At 69.6% G+C, this 20,060-nt stretch carries 17 protein-coding genes; 14 read left to right on the top strand and 3 right to left on the bottom strand.

Annotation, left to right across the window (positions count from 1 at the left end; all coding sequences use genetic code 11):
• Positions 1 to 62 precede the first annotated feature (62 nt).
• Genes F573_RS0110100 through F573_RS0110135 form a run of 8 tightly spaced genes read left to right on the top strand, consistent with a single transcriptional unit; the run spans position 63 to position 9,007 of the window.
• Positions 63 to 1,196 carry a bifunctional tRNA (adenosine(37)-C2)-methyltransferase TrmG/ribosomal RNA large subunit methyltransferase RlmN gene (locus tag F573_RS0110100; protein ID WP_019022486.1) on the top strand — a complete coding sequence of 378 codons (1,134 nt, stop codon included), beginning with the start codon at positions 63 to 65 and terminating at the stop codon, positions 1,194 to 1,196.
• Positions 1,196 to 1,969, top strand: coding sequence for a type IV pilus biogenesis/stability protein PilW (gene pilW, locus F573_RS0110105; protein WP_019022487.1), 774 nt, complete (start codon positions 1,196 to 1,198; stop codon positions 1,967 to 1,969). Before F573_RS0110100 ends, pilW begins: the two co-directional genes overlap by 1 nt.
• On the top strand, positions 1,962 to 3,236 hold the full coding sequence (locus F573_RS0110110) for a helix-turn-helix domain-containing protein (protein ID WP_019022488.1): 1,275 nt from the start codon (positions 1,962 to 1,964) through the stop codon (positions 3,234 to 3,236). Before pilW ends, F573_RS0110110 begins: the two co-directional genes overlap by 8 nt.
• A 54-nt stretch (positions 3,237 to 3,290) precedes the next feature.
• Positions 3,291 to 4,565, top strand: coding sequence for a histidine--tRNA ligase (gene hisS / locus F573_RS0110115; RefSeq protein ID WP_026300884.1), 1,275 nt, complete (start codon positions 3,291 to 3,293; stop codon positions 4,563 to 4,565).
• Between the two features lie 13 nt (positions 4,566 to 4,578).
• Complete coding sequence (locus F573_RS0110120; RefSeq protein ID WP_018870393.1) at positions 4,579 to 5,193, top strand: tetratricopeptide repeat protein; 615 nt, start codon at positions 4,579 to 4,581, stop codon at positions 5,191 to 5,193.
• Between the two features lie 14 nt (positions 5,194 to 5,207).
• The gene (bamB, locus tag F573_RS0110125; protein ID WP_019022490.1) at positions 5,208 to 6,398 is read left to right on the top strand and encodes an outer membrane protein assembly factor BamB; all 1,191 of its coding nucleotides are present in this window, start codon (positions 5,208 to 5,210) and stop codon (positions 6,396 to 6,398) included.
• Between the two features lie 7 nt (positions 6,399 to 6,405).
• The gene (gene der / locus F573_RS0110130; protein WP_018870391.1) at positions 6,406 to 7,851 is read left to right on the top strand and encodes a ribosome biogenesis GTPase Der; all 1,446 of its coding nucleotides are present in this window, start codon (positions 6,406 to 6,408) and stop codon (positions 7,849 to 7,851) included.
• On the top strand, positions 7,835 to 9,007 hold the full coding sequence (locus F573_RS0110135; protein WP_019022491.1) for an aminotransferase class I/II-fold pyridoxal phosphate-dependent enzyme: 1,173 nt from the start codon (positions 7,835 to 7,837) through the stop codon (positions 9,005 to 9,007). The genes der and F573_RS0110135 overlap by 17 nt, the downstream gene beginning before the upstream one ends.
• A gap of 30 nt (positions 9,008 to 9,037) precedes the next feature.
• On the opposite strand, the gene F573_RS0110140 is transcribed toward F573_RS0110135, so the two are convergent.
• Positions 9,038 to 10,351 (bottom strand): FGGY-family carbohydrate kinase, encoded by a 1,314-nt coding sequence (locus F573_RS0110140; protein ID WP_019022492.1) that lies wholly within the window; start codon positions 10,349 to 10,351, stop codon positions 9,038 to 9,040.
• A gap of 7 nt (positions 10,352 to 10,358) precedes the next feature.
• A complete protein-coding gene (queF, locus tag F573_RS0110145) occupies positions 10,359 to 10,781 on the bottom strand; it encodes a preQ(1) synthase (protein WP_018870388.1) in 423 nt (140 codons plus the stop codon).
• Positions 10,782 to 10,929: 148 nt separating this feature from the next.
• Here queF and smc point away from each other — a divergent pair, with 148 nt between their 5' ends.
• The 5 genes from smc to F573_RS0110170 are packed head-to-tail and all read left to right on the top strand — an operon-like array spanning position 10,930 to position 18,483.
• The gene (gene smc / locus F573_RS0110150) at positions 10,930 to 14,445 is read left to right on the top strand and encodes a chromosome segregation protein SMC (protein ID WP_019022493.1); all 3,516 of its coding nucleotides are present in this window, start codon (positions 10,930 to 10,932) and stop codon (positions 14,443 to 14,445) included.
• A 31-nt stretch (positions 14,446 to 14,476) separates the two neighbouring features.
• Entirely contained in the window at positions 14,477 to 15,658 is a 1,182-nt protein-coding gene (zipA, locus tag F573_RS0110155) for a cell division protein ZipA (protein ID WP_019022494.1), read from the top strand.
• Complete coding sequence (gene ligA / locus F573_RS0110160; RefSeq protein WP_019022495.1) at positions 15,655 to 17,784, top strand: NAD-dependent DNA ligase LigA; 2,130 nt, start codon at positions 15,655 to 15,657, stop codon at positions 17,782 to 17,784. The genes zipA and ligA overlap by 4 nt, the downstream gene beginning before the upstream one ends.
• Positions 17,777 to 18,175: an HI0074 family nucleotidyltransferase substrate-binding subunit gene (locus tag F573_RS14250; protein WP_019022496.1), complete on the top strand. Its 399-nt coding sequence runs from the start codon at positions 17,777 to 17,779 to the stop codon at positions 18,173 to 18,175. Before ligA ends, F573_RS14250 begins: the two co-directional genes overlap by 8 nt.
• The gene (locus F573_RS0110170; RefSeq protein ID WP_019022497.1) at positions 18,163 to 18,483 is read left to right on the top strand and encodes a nucleotidyltransferase family protein; all 321 of its coding nucleotides are present in this window, start codon (positions 18,163 to 18,165) and stop codon (positions 18,481 to 18,483) included. Before F573_RS14250 ends, F573_RS0110170 begins: the two co-directional genes overlap by 13 nt.
• Here the strand turns inward: F573_RS0110170 and F573_RS0110175 are convergent.
• Positions 18,480 to 19,331: an ion transporter gene (locus F573_RS0110175; RefSeq protein WP_019022498.1), complete on the bottom strand. Its 852-nt coding sequence runs from the start codon at positions 19,329 to 19,331 to the stop codon at positions 18,480 to 18,482. The genes F573_RS0110170 and F573_RS0110175 overlap by 4 nt on opposite strands.
• Before the next feature lie 119 nt (positions 19,332 to 19,450).
• Here F573_RS0110175 and F573_RS0110180 point away from each other — a divergent pair, with 119 nt between their 5' ends.
• Positions 19,451 to 20,041: a cyclopropane-fatty-acyl-phospholipid synthase family protein gene (locus F573_RS0110180; protein ID WP_018945677.1), complete on the top strand. Its 591-nt coding sequence runs from the start codon at positions 19,451 to 19,453 to the stop codon at positions 20,039 to 20,041.
• The last annotated feature ends 19 nt before the right edge of the window (positions 20,042 to 20,060 follow it).

A 20,060-nucleotide genomic window follows, 5' to 3' on the forward strand; every position in this document is an offset into this window, starting at 1 on the left:
CCTGTAGGCATGCGGTGCCCGGGCGAAGTACACTGTGGCATCCGCTCCAATCGGTCGTAATAATGTCCTTGCCCAACCACGCCCCCGTCAACCTGCTGGGTTACAGCCGCGATCAGCTGACAGAGCTGTTCGGGGAATGGGGCGAGCCGAGCTTTCGCGCCACCCAGGTCGCGAAGTGGATGCATCAGCACGGGGTCACGGACTTCGACGCAATGACCAACGTCTCGCGCAAGCTGCGCGAGCGACTGGCGCGTGAGGCGGAGATTCGGCCGCCCGAGGTCGCGCTGGAAAAGACCTCCGACGACGGCACCGTCAAATGGGTGCTGCGTCTCCCCGATGGCAACGCCATCGAGACCGTCTACATCCCCGACAGCGGTCGCGGCACGCTGTGCGTGTCCTCTCAGGTGGGCTGCGCCCTCGACTGCACCTTCTGCTCCACCGCGCAGCAGGGGTTCAACCGCAATCTGACCAGCGCCGAGATCATCGGTCAGGTGTGGCTGGCCATGCAGCGCCTCCCGGCGCCCGAAGGGCGTCCGCGCGCCGTGACCAACGTGGTCATGATGGGCATGGGCGAACCGCTGGCCAATTTCGATGCGGTGGTCCCGGCGTTGCAGCTGATGACCGACGACAATGCCTATGGCCTCAGCCGCCGGCGGGTGACGGTGTCCACCTCGGGCCTGGTGCCGGCGCTGGACCGCCTGGCCGGGCACACCGATGTCGCCCTGGCTCTGAGCCTGCATGCCCCCAATGACGAGCTGCGGGACCGGCTGGTGCCGATCAACCGGAAATACCCGATTGCCCCGCTGATCGACGCCTGCCGACGGTATGTGGAAGCAACGGGATCGCACAGCGGGGTTACCGTGGAATACGTGCTGCTGGCCGGGGTCAATGACCGGCCGGAACATGCGCGCGAGCTCGCGGCGCTGCTGCGCGAGCTGCCGTGCAAGCTCAACCTCATCCCGTTCAATCCGTTTCCGGGTGCGCCGTTCGACCGGCCCTCCGAGGCGGACATCGAACGTTTTGAACGCCTGCTGCAGAAGGCCGGCTATGTGACCACCGTGCGGCGCACGCGCGGCGATGACATCGACGCCGCCTGCGGTCAGCTCGTCGGTCAGGTGGAGGACCGTACCAATCGTGGGATGCGCATGATCCGTCTGCATGCGGAGATCCCGGGAACCGAACGGAGGGCATCGTGATGATGCGCGGTGGCTGGCAGGGGAAGGCGGCCGCAATGCTGGTTTTGGTGGCATTGCTGCAGGGTTGTGCCGGGATGGATCGGCAAACGGGGCGCGATGGCGAAGAAGCGGCGGATATCAATGCGGAGCTCGGCATCGGCTATCTGCGGGAAGGCGAAATGGAACAGGCCGAACGCAGCCTGAAGCGGGCGCTGGAGTTCGACCATCGGCATCCGATGGCCAATCTGGGGATGGCGACGGTGTATGAACGCCGTGGGGCGGTCGACGAGGCGGTCGAACACTACGAGGTGGCGCTGGCGCAGGACCCGGACGATCCCCATATCCAGGTGAGCACCGGCGCGATGCTCTGCCGCCAGGGCGAGTTCGAGCGGGCCCAGGAGCTGTTCGACAAGGCGATCAACAACGTGGATTACGACCGGCGCGATGTTGCGCTCCTCAATTCGGGGTCCTGTTACGCCGATGCGGGTGAATACGAGCGTGCCGAGCAGCGCCTGCGGGATGCACTGGAACGCAGCCCGGAGAATCCGCGCGCGCTCCTCGAGCTGGCGTCGGTCAGTTATCAGGCGGGCCAGCCGATGCAGACGCGCGCCTTCCTGCAGCGGCTGAGCGGTCGCGGCATCGAGAACGCCGAGACGCTGCTGCTGTGCTACCAGTCGGAAACCGCGCTGGGACGGGATCGCAACGCCAGTGCCTGCGCGGACCGCCTGCGTGAAGAATACCCGGACAGTGACGAAGCCGAACGGCTGCGGCGCCTGGAGCGCGAGAGTGACTGAGCGGCGCAGCCGGGATCCGGATCTGGGGCGCGTCGAGGACGTCGACGATACGGCTTCCTCGCGGCCTCCACTGAGCGGGGACCCGGGCGTGCCGGGGCCCGATGAACCGCCCGTGGCCGCGGGCCTCACGACTCGCGACCAGCCCGAGGACGATCCCACGGGCCAGGGTGGCGGCGAAGGCGACGAGCAGGATGCGCAGCCGGGACGCGGACTGCGCGTGGCCCGCGAGGGGGCCGGGCTCGAGATTGCCGAACTCTCCCGGCGCACCCATCTGGGGAAGGCACTGCTGCAGGACCTCGAGGCCAATCGCTTCGAGCACATGCCCCCGGCCTACGTGCGCGGCTATCTGCGCTCCTGTGCCCGGGAGCTCGGGGTGGATCCCGAGCCCTGGGTACAGGCGTATGATCGCCGTGCCCCGGCGGAGCCGGCACCGCGCCCGGTCGCGACCCGCAGGCATCGCCCCCTGCGGCGCTCCGTCTGGCCGTACTGGCTGGCGGCGGCGCTGGTGGTGGGTCTGCTGGCCGTCGCTACGGTGTTCTGGGCGGAAGACGTCTCGGTGGACGCGCTGCGGGAGTTCGGGATCGGGGACGGGCTGGAAGGCCTGCCGGCTCTGGAAACGGAGACCACACGGGACGAGCCGGCGGGGCAAGATCCGGCCGAAGACCGGCCACGAGACGAGCCGGGGGCCGGTGCCACCGAGGGCGACACCTCCCCCGACACGGACACCGACACCGAAACAGGGACCGTTGAGGCCGAAACGCCGGCGATCGGACCGCCGGAACCCCTGGCCCGGCCGGAACGTGATCCGGCTGCGGAGGAAGGTTCGGAGGAGACCGCGGCGGACACGGGCATGGATACCGTGCCCGAGGATGCGGGGATCGACGAACCGGTTGCGCCGGCCCCGCTGGACGAGGCCGGTACGGCCGGCGAGGAAACCGACATCGTCGAAGCCCCCGAGGAAATCACCGGGGAAATCACCGAGGGAACGACCGGGGCGGCCGAAACGGCGCCGGCCGCGGACGGGCAGGCCGAACTGATCCTGGAGGTTCGCGAGACTTCCTGGGTCGAGATCCGTGACACGGACGGAGCGGTGGTTCTGACCGGCGTGCTCTCGCCGGGCACGCGCGAGGAACTGCAGCTGGAACTCCCCGGACGTGCGGTCCTGGGCAATGCCGCCGGCGTCGAACTCACGCTGAACGGCGAGCCGGTGGCGTTTGACGAGCATGTCCGTGACGACCGTACGGCCCGCTTCGATCTGGAAGAATAATCAGGCGCGCATCATCCGGCGCGCCCCAACCCGATACCAATCCGAATACACCCGATGAAAGCCATCCGATCCATTCGCGGGATGCACGACATCCTGCCCGACAGTGTTCACCTGTGGCAGCACCTCGAGGACCAGTTGCGTGACCTGCTGACGCGTTACGGTTACCACGAGATCCGCATGCCGCTGGTGGAGGCCACGGAGCTGTTCGCGCGATCCATCGGCGATGTCACCGACATCGTGGAGAAGGAGATGTACACCTTCGAGGACCGCAACGGTGACAGCCTGAGCCTGCGCCCGGAGGCCACGGCGAGTTGCGTGCGCGCCGGCATCCAGCACGGGCTGCTGCACAACCAGGTTCAGCGGCTGTGGTACATGGGGCCGATGTTCCGCCACGAACGTCCGCAGAAAGGGCGTTATCGCCAGTTCCATCAGGTCGGAGTCGAGGTGTTCGGTCTGCCGGGACCGGACATCGATGCCGAGGTCCTGGCGATGACCGCGCGTCTGTGGCGCATGCTCGGTCTGAGCAACGTGCGCCTGGAGCTCAACACGCTGGGAACCCCGGAATGCCGCGCGCAGTATCGGGAGCACCTCATCGCGCACTTCGAGGCGCATCGGGAGCAGCTGGACGAAGAGGCCCGCAACCGGCTGTACGACAACCCAATGCGCATCCTCGACAGCAAGGATCCGGGGTCCCGCGAGGTGGTGGCCACGGCCCCGTCGCTGATGGACCATCTGGACGCCGAATCGCGGGCGCATTTCGATGCGCTCTGCGGTCACCTGGATGCGCTGGGCATCGCCTGGGAGCACAACCCGCGTCTCGTGCGCGGGCTGGACTACTACACCCATACGGTGTTCGAGTGGATCACCGACGAGCTGGGGGCGCAGGGTACGGTGTGCGCCGGTGGGCGTTACGATGGCCTGGTGGAGCAGCTGGGTGGCCGCGGGACGCCGGCAATCGGCATGGCCATGGGGCTGGAACGCCTGGTGGCCCTGCTGGAGGCCCGCGAAGACGCGCCGGCGGCCGGGGTGCCGGACGCCTATCTGGTGGTGCCGGATACGGAACAGACGGGCGAGGCGCTGCGACTGGCCGAGGAACTTCGCGAGGCGCGTCCCGATCTGCAACTGGTACAGCACTGCGGCGGTGGCAGCATGAAATCGCAGATGAAACGCGCGGACCGGCTGGGTGCGCGCGTGGCGCTGGTACTGGGGCCCGACGAGGCCGCGGCGGGCACCGTGACCGTCAAGCCGCTGCGCGGCGAGGGCGGCGAACAGCAGACCGTGGCGCGTGCCGATCTGTCCGCGCATATGGACACCGCCCTGCAATCCTGAAGGAATACCTGACATGAGTTATCTCACCGACGAAGAAAAGGCGGAACGGATCAAGCAGTGGTGGTCCGACAACGGCATGGCGGTCATCGCCGGGCTGGTACTCGGGATCGCCGGGCTGTTCGGCTACAACTGGTGGAGCGGTCAGCAGGCCGAACGTGCCGAGCAGGCCTCGGAGATGTACCAGGCGCTGCAGTTCAGCATGCGCGCCGGCCAGTACGAGCAGGCCGACGAAATGGCCCGGCAACTGATCGAACATGGCGGGCGTACGCCCTACGTGGCGCTGGCCTGGGCCCATCGCGCCGAGGTCGCGCTGGCCGGTGGCGAGCAAGAGGCCGCGGTGGCCGCCCTGCGCGAGGCCGTGGACGCCGCCCCGGATGACGGCCATCGTGCGCTGTTCCGTCTGCGGCTGGTGCGTCAGCTCATCCGGACCGAGGCCCTGGACGAAGCCGCATCGGTCCTCGCCACCGTCGAGCACGATGCATTCCGCGGCCTGCGGCTGGAACTCGACGGGGATCTGGCACGTGCCCGGGGTGACCACGACACCGCCCGCGAGCGCTACCGCGAGGCCCTGGACGCCGGCCACAGCCCGGAATACCTGCAACTGAAATTCGAGGATCTCTCCGCGTGAGGACGCCCGCCGACATGGATCATTTCGCGAAAATACGCTACGCCCTGCAGTGGTTCGCGGTGGCGGGCCTGGCACTGTCACTGAGTGCCTGTGGCCTGTTTTCCCGGGATGAGAGCGAGCCTCCGGCGGAACTGACCGATTTCGAAGTGCGCGGCGAACCCTCCGAACGCTGGTCAGCCTCGCTGGGGCGGGGCGGGGATCGCTTCCTCTGGGAAGTCTATCCGGCGATCGAGGACGACCGGGTGTTCGCGGCCGGCGCGGATGGCCGGATCGTGGCGCACGACCGGGAATCCGGCGCCCGCGCCTGGCAGACGCGACTGGACGACGTGCGCATCGCTTCGGGCGTGGGCGTCGGCGAGGGCATCGTGGTTGTGGGGACCCTGGAAGGTCTGGCGATTGCGGTGAGCGATGACGGCGAAGGCGAGCGCTGGCGGAATCAGCTCTCCAGCGAAGTCATCGGGATCTCGGAGGTCGCGTCGGGAATGGTGATCGCGCGCACCAATGACGGGCGGCTGCACGCCATGGACGCGGCCACCGGTGCGGTGCAGTGGACCGCGCTGCGGACCACGCCGGCACTGAGTCTGCGCGGGGCGCATGTGCCGCAGATCGTGGGCGGGCGCGTGCTGGCCGGCTTTGATGACGGTCGGCTGATGATGCTGGGCCTCACCCGCGGCAACACCCTGTGGGAGGCGACCCTGGGCGTGCCCACCGGCCGCTCCGAGGTCGAGCGCATGGTGGACGTGGATGGTCATATTCCGGTCTACCGCGGTGCGGCGCTGGGTGTCAGCTACCAGGGGCGCATGGCCGCGGTGGATCTCAATTCCGGCGAGCTCTACTGGGACCGGGAGTTCTCGTCCTATCAGGGCGGGGATGTCTCGATCAGCCGCAACGTGATGGTGGTCAGCGACGCCGACAGCCACGTGCGCGCGGTGGATCCGCGCAACGGCGGGGATCTGTGGGAAAACGCGGGTCTGCGCCTGCGCGGGGTGACCGCGCCGGTGATTCACGAGGGTTACGCCATCGTCGGCGATTTCGAGGGCTACCTGCACTGGCTCGACCTGGAAGACGGCGAATTCGCCGCCCGCACCCGCGTGGCGCGCGGCGCCGTGGTGGCACGGCCGGTGCTGGAGGGCGATACCCTGTACGTGATCACCGACAACGGTCGGCTGACCGCGATCGACGCGCGCATCGACGAGGACGCCTGATCCCCTCATGATCCCCGTCATCGCGCTGGTCGGCCGCCCGAATGTGGGCAAGTCGACCCTGTTCAATCAGCTCACCCGCTCGCGCGACGCGCTGGTCGCGGACATGCCCGGTCTGACCCGCGACCGCCAGTACGGAATCGGCCGGGTGGGCGAGTTTCCCTACATGGTGGTGGACACCGGCGGCCTGTCCGGCGAGGAAGAAGGGGTCGACCGGGCCATGGCCGAACAGACCCGCCGCGCGGTCGCCGAGGCCGATCACGTGCTGTTCCTGGTGGATGCGCGTGACGGCCTGACGCCGCAGGACGAGGCGATCGCCGAGCAGCTGCGTGCCAGTGGCGTGCGTGCCCGGGTCATCGTCAACAAGACCGACGGCCTGGATGCCGACGTGGTCAGCGCGGAGTTCCACGCCCTGGCCCTGGGCGATGTCACTCCGATCGCCGCGACCCACGGTCGCGGCGTGCGCGGCCTGATGCAGGCCGTGCGGGAAGACGTGGCCCGGGATCGGGAAGCGGCAGGCGGTGAAGGCGAGGGCGCCGGCGACGGTCTCGACGTGGACGCCCAGCAGGCCGCGCTGGACGACTGGCCGGGTATCCGTGTTGCGGTGGTGGGGCGGCCCAATGCCGGCAAGTCCACGCTGGTCAACCGCATCCTCGGGGATGAACGGGTGGTCGCCACCGACGTGGCGGGCACCACCCGCGACAGCATCTTCGTGCCGTTCACGCGCGAGGACCAGGACTACACCCTGATCGACACTGCGGGGGTGCGGCGCCGCGCCCGGGTCCACGAGACCGTCGAGAAGTTCAGCGTGGTCAAGACCCTGCAGGCGATCGAGGCCGCGCACGTGGTGATCATGGTGATTGATGCCCGTGCCGGCCTGTCGGATCAGGACGCCCACCTGCTGGGGCTGGTGATCGATGCCGGCCGTGCGCTGGTGGTGGCCGTGAACAAGTGGGACGGCATGGACCCGGATGATCGCGAGTGGGTCCGGTCCGAGATGCAGCGTCGCCTCGGTTTCGTCGATTACGCGCGCATGCGCCTGATCTCGGCTCTGCACGGCACCAACGTCGGGCACCTGCTGGACGACGTGCGCGAGGCCCACGCCAGTGCGTTCGTGGACATCTCCACCCCGGAGCTGACCCGGTTGCTGGAAGCCGCGGTGGCCGAGCATGCGCCACCGCTGGTCAGCGGGCGGCGGATCAAGCTGCGCTATGCGCACCAGGGCGGGCAGAACCCGCCGGTGATCGTGGTCCACGGCAATCAGACCGATCGTCTGCCCGGGGCCTACAAGCGTTATCTGGAGAACTTCTTCCGCCGTCAGCTGAAGCTGGTGGGGACGCCCCTGCGGCTGGAGTTCCGTTCCGGAAAGAACCCCTATGCCGGCCGGCGCAACAAGCTGACGCCGCGCCAGCAGCAGAAACGCAAAAGGTTGATGCGTCATGTCCGCAAGCGCTGAGCCCGCCCTGTCGGATTTTGCGCAGGTGGTCGAGCCGTTCCGCGTGATGGACATCCTCGACCGCGCCCAGGCGGCCGAGCGCGCCGGCCGCGACATCATCCATCTGGAGGTCGGCGAGCCGGATTTCGTGACCCCGCGTGGTGTGGTGTCCGCCGGCGAGATCGCCCTGGCCGCCGGGGAAACCCGCTACACGCCGGCGCACGGGCGCGAAAAACTGCGCCGGGCGATCGCGCAGGACTACCGCAACCGCCACGCGGCCGAAGTGGACCCGGAACGGGTCGTGGTCACGTCCGGGGCCTCGGCGGCCATCCTGCTGGCGCTGGCGGCCGGCGTGAATCCCGGGGAGGAGGTGCTGCTGCCGGACCCGGGCTACGCCTGCAACCGGCAGTTCGTCGCGGCCCGGGGTGCGCGGCCCCGGCCCCTGGTGGTGTCGGCCGAGGACGCCTGGCAGCCGACCGCCGCCGCGGTGGCCGCGGCCTGGAGCGACACGACCCGCGCGGTGCTGCTGGCGTCGCCGGCCAACCCCACCGGCACCTGCCTGTCGCGCGAGACCCTCGCGGAGATCGTGGCGGTGGTGGAGGCCCGCGGCGGGCTGGTGATCATGGACGAGATCTACGGCCAGCTGGTATTCGGCGAGCCCGAGCGCAGTGCCGCGGCCCTGCACCCGAACGTGGTGGTGATCAACAGCTTCTCCAAGTATTTCGCCATGACCGGCTGGCGTCTGGGCTGGATGGTGGTACCGCCCTCGTGGGTCGATCCGGTCCGCCGCCTGGCGCAGAACCTGTTCGTGGCGCCCTCCAGCGTGGCCCAGGCGGCGGCGATGTTCGCCTTCGAACCGGACACCGAAGCGGAGCTGCAGCAGCGGGTGCGCGAGCTCGAAAGCCGCCGCGACTTCCTGCTGCAGGCCCTGCCGGAACTCGGCCTGGAGGTGCGCGCACGTCCCGAAGGGGCGTTCTACATCTATGCCGACTGCAGTGCCCATGGCGCGGATTCCGAGGCCCTGTGCGCCCGCATCCTCGACGAGGCGGGCGTCGCGCTGACGCCGGGGACCGATTTCAGTCCATCCGATGGCGCGCGCCATCTGCGCATCTCCTATACCCAGAGCGAGGCCCGGCTGCGCGAGGCGGTCGAGCGCCTGCGCGGCGTGCTGACCTGACCCGGGCGTAGAGCCGGGCCCGTCTCCGGGTCAGGCCGGAGCCGGTTCCTGCAGCGCCGCGAGCGCGGTGCCCCGCGCCAGACGGGCAGTACCGACCGCGGCCTCGTCGTCCGCTGCCATGCTTACTTCGACCCCGAGGATGCGCGCCCGGATCCGGCTCCAGGCGGGGCTGCGCGCGCCACCGCCGAGGGTCACCACGCGCTGCAGCGCGGGCGCGCCCAGTTCCCGCAGCCGTGCATAGCCGTCGCGTTCGATGCGCGCGATCCCTTCGAACAGCCCCTGTAGAAAGCGCGCATCGTCCGTCGGGCGGGGTTCCATGCGGGGCGGCAGATCCGGATCGTTGACGGGGAAGCGTTCGCCGGGGCCGGGGAGCGGGAGATAGTCCAGGCCGCTGTCGCGCTCCGGATCCAGGGCCGCACCCAGCCGCTCCAGGTCTGCATTGTCGAAGAACTGCTGCAGCACGGCCCCGCCGCTGTGCGATGCGCCGCCGGCCAGCCAGCGATCCCCCAGACGGTGGCTGTACACCCCCAGTTGCGGCGCGAACAGCGGCCGCGGAGAGAGCTGCTTGAGCGCCAGCGTCGAGCCCAGGCTGGTGACGCCGGTGGCGGTATCCGCGACCCCGGCGGCGAGGAAACCGGCGATCGAGTCGGTGGTGCCCGCGACTACCCGCGAGGCCGGATTCAGGCCGAGGTTCGCGGCCAGGTCCGGGTCCACCGGGCCCAGCGGGGTGCCCGCCGGCACCACCTCGGGCAGCAGGCCGGTCTCGTCGCCGAGCTCGCAGAGCAGCCATTCCGGCCAGCGGCGCCGGACCACGTCGTAGCCCAGCTTGAGGGCATTGTTCTCGTCCATGCGGTCGTAGCGCCCGCGCAGGCGGCCGGCCAGCCAGTCGGCCGGGTGCAGCACGCGGCGCACGCCGGAGAGCCCGTGCTCGCCGCGCAGCCACAGGAGCTTGGCGGCGGAACTGGAGGCCGAGTGGACCGCGGCCTCGGGCGGGGCCAGGCGTGCCAGGCGGGGCACTGCCGGGGCCGCCCGGCGGTCGTCGTACATCAGCGCCGGGTGGAGCGGGTGGCCCTGTTCGTCGGTACAGAGCAGGGTGCCCGAGGTGCCGTCCACGGCGATGGCGGCGGGTTCACCCTCCAGGCCGTCGGTCAGCTCTGCCAGCACCCCCTGCAGCGCATCCCACCAGTGCTCCGGCTCTTGTTCGTGCAGTGGACCGTCATGCCGGATACCGGCGGGTTCCAGCGCGCGGCTGGCGGTGGCGCGGCGCCCTCCGTCGGGGTCCAGCAGCACGCCGCGCACCCCCGAGGTGCCGACGTCCAGTCCGATGGCCCGGGGCGGATGCACGGCGATGTCAGTATTCGGTGCCCTGCGGGCTGCGCGTCGGCGGCGGCAGGGTCACGCTCTCCGGCGGGGTCCAGCCCTCCTGACGGTGTTCCGCGACCACCGTGGTGTAGATCCCGCCGCGCACGTAGAAGTTGGCGGTCAGGCGCATGAACCGCGGATCGGTCGCGGCCACCAGGTCGTTGAGGATCTGGTTGGTCACGGCCTCGTGGAACGCCCCTTCGTTGCGGAACGACCACATGTAGTTCTTCAGCGACTTCAGCTCCACGCAGCGCTGGTCCGCCACGTACTGCAGATGCAGCTCGGCGAAGTCCGGCTGCCCCGTCGCCGGGCACAGGCAGGTGAACTCCGGGATCCGGATGTAGATCGCGAAGTTGTTGTCCGGGGAGGGGTTGTCGAAGGTGTCCAGGGTCTTGCTCGGCTGGCTGGGCATGAATGCGTTCTCGTGTTTCGGCTGTTTTAGCGTGCGCGGTTGGAGAAGCGGGTCGCGCGCGAGTTCCCGTCGGGGTCACGTTCGACCTGTAAGCGTGTACCATTCTACGCCCGTACACCCCAGGCTGCGGAACACCCAGGATACCGACGTGCGCCTTGCCCGAATCAAGCTGGCCGGCTTCAAGTCCTTCGTGGACCCCACCACCCTGGTGCTGCCCGGCAACCGGGTAGGCGTGGTGGGGCCCAACGGCTGCGGCAAGTCGAACACCATCGATGCCGTGCGCTGGGTGATGGGCGAATCCTCGGCCAAGCATCTGCGCGGGGATTCCGGCGAGGACGTGATCTTCAACGGATCCTCCAGCCGCAAGCCCGTGGGGCAGGCCAGCATCGAACTGGTGTTCGACAACTCCGAAGGGCGACTGGGCGGCGAATACAGCGCCTACACCGAGATCGCGGTCAAGCGCGCGCTCACCCGCGACGGGCAGTCGAAGTACTACCTGAACGGCCATCGCGCGCGCAAGCGCGACATCGTGGATCTGTTCCTGGGCACCGGCCTGGGGCCGCGCAGCTACGCCATCATCGAGCAGGGCATGATCGCGCGGCTGATCGAGGCGCGTCCGGAGGACCTGCGCACCTATCTGGAAGAGGCGGCCGGAATCTCCAAATACAAGGAACGCCGGCGCGAGACCGAGAACCGCGTGCGCCACACGCGCGAAAACCTGGAGCGCCTGGACGACCTGCGCGAGGAGGTGGGCAAGCAGGCGGAGCGGTTGAACCGGCAGGCGGCGACCGCGGAGCGCTACCAGCAGCTGGCCGCGGATCGCCGGCGCAAGCGGGCCGAGGCGGTCCTGCTGCGGCTGCAGGCGGAAGAGGCCGCGCTGGAAAGCCGCCGCGCCGAGCTGTCCGCCGCCGAGACCGAACTCGCCCGGCTGCAGGCCGAGGCGCAGAACGCGCGCACCCGCTCCGAGACCCTGCGCCAGCAGCGCGTGGACCGCGAGGCGGCAGTGTCCGAGGCACAGAGCGCGTACTACGATCGCGCCGCCGAGGTCTCGCGCCTGGAGCAGTCGATTCGCCATGCCGAGGCCGAACTGGAGCGCGAGACGCGCGAACTGGAGGACCTGGACACGCGCATCCGCACGGCGGGCGAGCAGCAGGATGCGGTGGCCGGGCGCATCCGCGAGGCGGAGCGCGAATGCGAGCGCCTGCGCGAAGCGCTGGAGAATGCGGAACGCGAACAGCAGCGCCTGGAGGCCGCCGCCGAGGAGGCCGAACACGCGGACCAGGCGGCGCGCGAGGCCCAGCAGGAATGGGAGCGCAATCTGGCCGAACCGCGTCAGGCCGCGCAGGTAGCCCGTTCGCGCATGGACAGCGCCGAACAGACCCGCCAGCGCCTCGCGCGCCGGCGCGAGAAACTGGAATCCGAAAAGGCCGCACTGCCGCAGACCCATCCGGGCGAGGAGGCCGAGCGCGTGGAGGGCGAGCTCGCCGGGCTGCGCGAGGCCCTGGAATCCGAGCAGGCGCGCAGTGCCGAGGCGCGCGCCGAGCTGGAACGTCTGGAGGCGGAGCAGGCGGAGGAACAGGAACAGGCCCATGCCGTGGAGCGCGAGCACCGCGAGGTGGCCGGGCGCCTGGCCGGGCTGGAATCCTTCGGTGGCGAGGCCGATCCCGAGGCGACTCGCAAGCAGCGCGAGGAATGGGCCCGGCGCCACGGTATCGACGCCGGCCGCCCGCTGGTCCAGGCGCTGGAGGTCGAGGACGGCTGGGACACCGCGGTGGAGGCGGTGCTGGGGAACTGGCTGGAGGCCGAGGTGCCCGAAGGTGCCGGCGATCCCCTGGGGCTGGAGGCCGCGGCTCTGTCCGATCTGCCCGAGGCGCCGCTGCGCCGCCTGGATGGCACGGCGTCCGCCGAGCCAGTACCCGACGACAGTCTGGCCGCGCGGGTGCGCGGTCCGGCAGCCGTGCGGCGCTGGCTGGCCGGCATCTACTGCGCCGCCGATGCGCAGGCGGCGCGTGAGCGGGCCCGGGACTGTGGCCCGGGCGAGAGCGTGATCACGCCCGGCGGGACCTGGCTGGGCCCGGGCTGGCTGGCCCATGGCACGCTGGAAGCCGAAGTCAGCGGGGCGGTCGCGCGGGTGCGTCTGGCACGCGAGCTGGAGCAGCAGCGCGATGCCCTGCAGGAGCGCAGCCGGGCGCTGGAGGCTTCACTGGCGGGGCGCAGGGAGCGCATCGGCGCGGCGCGCGAGGCCCGCGACGCGGTGGACGCGCGGATCGCGGAACAACGCAAGCAGCTGCAGGAGGGCGAGAACCGCGTGCAGCGGCTGCACGATCAGGCGCGACAGCTGGAACAGCAGCAGGCGCGCATCGACCGCGAGCTGGAAGAGGTCGCCGAGGAGGACGAACGCGTACGCACTCAGTTCGACGAGGCCGAGGCCGAACGCAATCGGGCACTCGAGCGTCTGGAGGGTCTGGAGGCCGATCGGGAAGCCGTGGAGGCCCGCGTGGCCGCGACCCGCGAGGCCCGTCAGCAGGCACGCGAGCAGGCCCGTGCGGCACGCGATGCCGCGGGCAAGGCACGCCTGGCCGAGCAGGAGGCGCGCCATCGGCTGGAGCGCGAACAGAGCGAGCGGGAACGCCTGGAACGCCAGCTGAGCGAGGATCGCGAGCGTCAGGAACGTCTGCGCGAGGGTCTGGAGGGCCGGCGTGCCCCGCTGGAACAGTGGAAGAAGGACCTGCAGGCGGCGGCCGAGGCGCGCCAGGCGGCCGAGAGCGCGCTGACCGCCGCGCGCGGCCAGCTGGACGAGTGCGATCATGCCCTGCGCGAGGTGGCCGGCGAGCTGACGGAGCTGGAGCAGCGGGTGGAGCAGCAGCGTTCCACCTGCGAGGAATACCGGCTGGACCAGCGTTCACGGGCCACGCAGCTGGAACAGCTGCGCGAACAGCTGCAGGAATCCGGATTCGACGCGCGCGACCTGGCGGCCGAGCTGCCGGAAGACGCCGGCGTGGAGGTCTGGGACCGGGCGATCGCCGAGCTGGACCGGGCGATCGAGAAGCTCGGGCCGATCAACCTGGCGGCGATCGACGAGGCCCGCGAGCTGGAAGAACGCCAGCGCTATCTGGAGGAACAGCACGCCGATCTGATCGAGGCGCTGGAGACCCTGGAGGCGGCGATGCAGCGCATCGACCGCGAGACCCGCACGCTGTTCCGCGAGACCTTCGACAAGGTCAACGCCGGGCTGGGGGAGAAATTCCAGCGCCTGTTCGGCGGCGGCGAGGCGCGCCTGGAGATGACCGGCGACGACCTGCTGGATACCGGCGTGGCGATTATGGCGCGTCCGCCGGGCAAGCGCCTGTCCACCATCCATCTGATGTCCGGGGGTGAGAAGGCGCTCACGGCTTCGGCGCTGGTATTCGCCATCTTCGAGCTGAATCCGGCACCCTTCTGCATGCTGGACGAGGTGGATGCGCCGCTGGACGAGGCCAACGTGGGGCGTTTCGGCGAGCTCCTGCGGGAGATGTCGGAGCGGATCCAGTTCATCTTTATCACCCACAACAAGTCGACCATGTCCATGGCGGAACAGCTGATCGGCGTTACCATGCACGAACCGGGCGTGTCGCGTCTGGTCAGTGTGGACGTCGACGAGGCCGTGGAAATGGCCGGGGCCTGACGGCGCCGGGCGCAACGAGCGAGGAATTTTCGTGGACTGGATGCGGTTGAGTCTGCTGCTGCTGGGAATCGTCCTGATCGCGGGGATCTGGATCACGCACCGCATGCGCACGCGTGCGCGCGAGCGTGACGAGGCCGATGACGCCGGCGACTGGGCCGATGATGCGGTTCACATCCGTGCCGGCGCGCCCGATCCGCTGGACGAGGGTCCCCGCGTGACCGGCGGACGGCGCGAGCCGCATCTCGGCGTGACCTCGCCGGGCCCGGATGCGGAGCCCGATCCGGATGATCCGTTCGAGGCCGCGCCGCGCGGCTCGACCTCCGCGCAGGAACCGGTCAACGACATCTACGGCGTGCTGGAGGACGAAGAGCCCGGCGCCGGGGCCGCCGACCATGGTGCGTCCGGTCCGCGCGGGTTCGAGACCGATTACGGCGGCGACCTGCGGGCGGAGCCCGAGCCCGACCCCGACCCCGAGCCCGGGCGCGGGACGGCCCCGGCGTCCCAGCGTCGCCGGAATGCGAAGCCGTCGCCGATGGAACGCCTGATCGCCGTCACTCGCCAGGGTCTGGATGCCGTACGCGCGCGCATGCCGGGAGCCGGACGCAAGTCGCGTGGCCCGGTCGGCGAACGCCTGGACCCGGACCACGAGGTGGATCCGGATCTGATCGAGGAGCCGGACAGGCCGGATCCGGAATCGCTGGGCGAATACGTGTCCGATCCGTGGAAGGCGGGCGAGAACCCGCGCGCCGCGTCGGCGTCGCTGCAGGAGAAGATTCTCCTGCTGCACGTGGTCGCGCCCCGGAACAAGCCGTTCACCGGCGTGGCGCTGGGCGCCGCGCTGGAGCGCGCGGGCCTCAAGCCCGGGGCGATGGACATCTACCACTACCATGAACCCGAGAGCGACAAACGACAGCCGCTGTTCTCGGTGGCCAACATGGTGGCGCCCGGGACCCTGCGTGACGAGGACCTGGCGGACATGATGACCCCCGGCGTCACCCTGTTCACCCAGGTGCACTACAGTGCCCATCCGCAGCGCGCGTTCGAGGCACTGCTGGAGAACGCGCACGCGCTGGCACGCGACCTCGGGGGCACCATCCTGGACGCGCAACAGTCGACGGCGACGAACCAGACCCTGGCGCACATGCGCGAGGACCTGAACCAGTGGCTGCTGCGCAACCGGCCCGACATCCTCCGGCGCGGGAGGACGCAATGAGCGCCGACCGCGAGCGCCTGGAGGCGCTGCGCCGACAGATCGAACACCACAACCGGCGCTATTACGTCCACGACGACCCGGAGATCTCGGACGCCGAATATGACGAACTCCTGCGCGAGCTGCAGGCGCTGGAGGCCGCGCACCCCGAATGGATCACCCCGGACTCGCCGACCCAGCGCGTGGGCGCGCAGCCGGCCGAGGGCTTCGAGCCAGTGCGCCACCGGCTGCCGATGCTGTCGCTGGCCAACGGCTTCGAGCCCGGGGAGATTCACGACTTCGACCGGCGGGTGCGCGAACGCCTGGCGCGCGACACCGGTGATCCGGCACGTGCCGAACAGGCCGTCACCTACATGGCCGAGCCCAAGCTGGACGGGCTGGCGATCTCGCTGCTGTTCGAAGACGGAGTGCTGGTGCGCGCCGCCACCCGCGGCGACGGCGAAACCGGCGAGGACGTGACCGCCAACATGCGCACCGTGCGCCCGGTGCCGCTGCGCCTGGATCCGGCCGGGGCGCAGGCCGTGGGCGGGGCGATCCCGGCCGTGCTGGAGGTGCGCGGCGAGGTGTTCATGCGCCGGGCGGATTTCCTGCGCCTCAACGAGGGGCTGGAGGCCGAGGGGCAGCGCGGTTTCATGAACCCGCGCAACGCCGCCGCCGGCAGCCTGCGCCAGCTCGACCCCAAGGTGACGGCCCGGCGCCCGCTCAGTTTCTTTGCCTATTCCGTGGGCCATGTCGAGGGCGGGGCGCTGCCGGGGCGGCAGTCGGCGGTGCTGGACGCCCTGCGTGATCTCGGCCTGCCGGTGTGTCCCGAACGCCGCGTGGTGACCGGGGTGGAGGGCTGCCTGGGCTATTACGACGAGCTGGCCGCGCGGCGGCGCGATCTGGATTACGAGATCGACGGCATCGTGTACAAGGTGGACGATCTGGCCGACCAGCAGGTGCTGGGGTTCGTGTCGCGGGCCCCGCGCTGGGCGATCGCGCACAAGTTCCCGGCCGAGGAACGCACCACCACTTTGCGCGACGTCGAGTTCAACGTGGGGCGCACGGGGGCCCTGACGCCGGTGGCGCGGCTGGAGCCGGTGCTGGTGGGCGGGGTGATGGTGTCCAACGCCGGCCTGCACAACATGGATGAGGTGGAGCGCAAGGATATCCGCATCGGCGACCGCGTGATCGTGCGCCGCGCCGGGGACGTGATCCCCGAGGTGGTGGGTCGCGCCGGAGGCGAGCGGCCGGCGGAGACCCGCGCGATCGAACTCCCGGCCACCTGCCCGGAATGTGGCTCGCACGTGGAGCGCCCGGAAGGCGAAGTGGTGGCGCGCTGCACCGGCGGGCTGGTCTGTCCGGCGCAGCGGCGCGAGGCGCTCAAGCACTTTGTGTCGCGTCGCGCCATGGACATCGAGGGCTTCGGCGAGAAGCTGATCGAGCAGCTGGTCGACAGCGGCCGGGTACGCACCCCGGCGGAGTTGTTCGCGCTGGATGCGGAGACCCTGCAGCAGCTGGAACGGGTGGGGCCGAAACTGGCCGACAACCTGGTGCGCGCGCTGGAGACCGCGCGCGAGACCACGCTGGCGCGCTTCATCTTCGCCCTCGGCATCCGCGAGGTCGGCGAAGTCACCGCGCAGGCCCTGGCCGCGCATTTCCGTGACCTGGATGCCCTGATGGCGGCGGATGCCGAGACCCTGCAGTCGATCCCGGACGTGGGGCCGGTGGTGGCCGAACACATCGTGCATTTCTTCGCCGAGCCGCATAATCGCGAGGTGGTCGAAGCCCTGCGTGCGGCCGGCGTGCACTGGCCGGAACCGGAGCCGGCGGCGGCCCCGCCCGGCGACGCCGGGGACGAGGCCGCGCAGGCCCCGCTGGCGGGCCGCACGTTCGTGCTCACCGGGACCCTGGAGGAGATGAGCCGCGACGAGGCGCGCGCGCGCCTGGAGGCGCTGGGCGCCAGGATCACCGGCTCGGTGTCGAAGAAGACCAGCGCGGTCATCGCGGGGGCCGACCCCGGTTCCAAGGTCGCAAAGGCCGAATCGCTGGGCGTCCCGGTGCTGGGCCCGGAGGAACTGGCCCGGCTGCTGGCGGGCGAGGATCTGCTGGCCGAGCCGGAAGCCACGGAAGGGGCAGTGCATGAGTGACGGTCTGCTGGTGACCCCGCTGCGCGACGCGGCCGCCTTGCTGGAGCGGGCGCTGGCGCAGCCGAAGGACGAGTTCATGCGCGATGCGACCATCCAGCGCTTCGAATACAGCTTCGAGCTGGCGTGGAAGCTGCTGCAGCGGCGGCTGGTCGAGGATGAGGGGCGCGAGGTGGTGATGCCGCTCAGTCGTCGGGAGCTGTTTCGTCTGGCGGCAACGCGGCAATTGATCGAGGATCCCGCGCAGTGGTTTGCCTTCCACAGAGCCCGCAACATGACCTCGCACACGTATAACGAAGCCGTGGCGGAGGAGGTGTACGAGATTGCGCAGAAGCTTTCTGCCCGCCGTGCAGGCCCTGATCGAGAAGCTGGAGCATCCGGGTGGTTGACCTGACGCCCGCTCAGCGGGAGGTGGTGGAGCGTCTCGTGCACCGGCATTTGCCCGCGGGGACGCGGGTGTGGCTGTTCGGCTCGCGCGCCACCGGGTGCAGCGCGCCCGCTTCGGACCTGGACCTGCTGGTGGATGCCGGCGAGGCCCTGGATTTCGCGATCCTCGGGGAACTGGAGGCCGACCTCGCCGAGTCGGATTTGCCGTTTCCGGTGGATGTGGTGGATCTGCACCGCATATCGGAGGCGTTCGCGGCCCGCATCCGGCCCGAATGCGTGCCGCTGTCGGAGACCGGGGCCGGGGAGGTCGGCTAGCGTCCTTCGCGCGATCGCTGTTCCAGCAGGTTCTGCATCCGGGACAGGCGTTCCTGCAGCGCGCTGGTCTCCTCGTGCAGGGCCTGGAGTTCGTTGTGCAGGGCCTTGTTTTCCTCGTGAACGCTGTCGTGGATGGCCTGCTTTTCGATTTCCACCGCGCGGTCGTGCATGCGCTGCATCGCATCCACGATGATGGCGATGAACAGGTTGAGCACGGTGAACGTGGCGATCAGGATAAACGGCACGAAGAATGCCCACGCCCAGGGGTGCTCCTCCATGACGGGGCGAGCCACGTCTTCCGACCAGCCTTCCAGCGTCATCACCTGGAACAGGCTGTACATGGTCGCGCCGAGAGTGCCGAACATCTCGGGATGCGTTTCGCGGAACAGCCCGGTGGCGATGATCGCGAACACGTAGAAGATCAGCAGCAACAGACCGATGATGGAGATGATACCCGGGATCGCGCGCAGCAGCGCCTCCACAATGAACCGCAGCTTGGGCACCAGCGAGACCAGACGCAGCAGACGCAGCACGCGCAGCACCGAGAACGGGCCGGTAGCCGGGATCAGCGCGATGCCAACGACGAAGAAATCGAACACGCTCCACGGGTTGCGCCAGAACCGCAGGCGGTAGACGAACATCTTGGTCAGGACCTCGACGGTGAAGATCGACAGGATGATCGCGTCGGCGCTGTTGATCACGGGGCCGATCGCCTGCATCACCGCATGCGAGGTTTCGAGGCCCAGGGTCAGGGCGTTCAGCAGGATCAGTCCGATGATGAAGCGCTGGGTGTAATTGGCTTCGATCAGGGCCGTCAGGCGGCCGCGCAGGGTTCCGGTCTCGGTCATGGTGGCCTGGTCGTGAAAACGAACGTATGAAGAAGCAATCGGGTGACTGCAGGGCGCGCCAAGAGTAGGGCAAACCCGCTCGCCCGGCAATGGAGCCCGGAACATGCAAGGAGTTGATGATGTGGGATGATCGCTATTCAACGGAGGAATTCGCCTACGGCACCGAGCCGAACGACTTCCTGCGCGAGGCCGTGGCCACCCTGCCGCCCGGCGATGCGCTGTGCCTGGGCGAGGGCGAGGGACGTAACGCGGTGTATCTGGCCGAACAGGGCTTCGACGTGACCGCGGTCGACAGCTCTCTGGTGGGCCTGCGCAAGGCCGAACGGCTGGCGGCCGAGCGCGGGGTGAGTATCCGGACCGAGGTCGCCGATCTGGCGGACTACCGCATTGATCCCGAAAGCTGGGATGTGATCGTGTCGATCTTCTGTCACGTGCCACCGGAGATCCGTCGCCGTGTGCATGCCGATGTCGTTCAGGGGCTGCGCCCCGGCGGGACTTTCATCCTCGAGGCGTACACGCCGGCTCAGCTGGCGCACGGCACCGGTGGCCCGCCGGTGGAAGAATTGATGATGGACCTGAACGCGCTCAGCGAGGAACTCGATGGCCTCGAGTTCGATTACGCCCACGAGCTGGAGCGCGAGGTGATCGAAGGGGTTTACCACACCGGTCGCGGCGCGGTGGTGCAGGTCGTCGGCCGGCGTCCGTCCTGAGCGGGCTGCCCCGCGGGTA

This window comes from Thioalkalivibrio sp. ALE23 (genome assembly GCF_000378545.1).
Classification (GTDB): Bacteria; Pseudomonadota; Gammaproteobacteria; order Ectothiorhodospirales; family Ectothiorhodospiraceae; genus Thioalkalivibrio.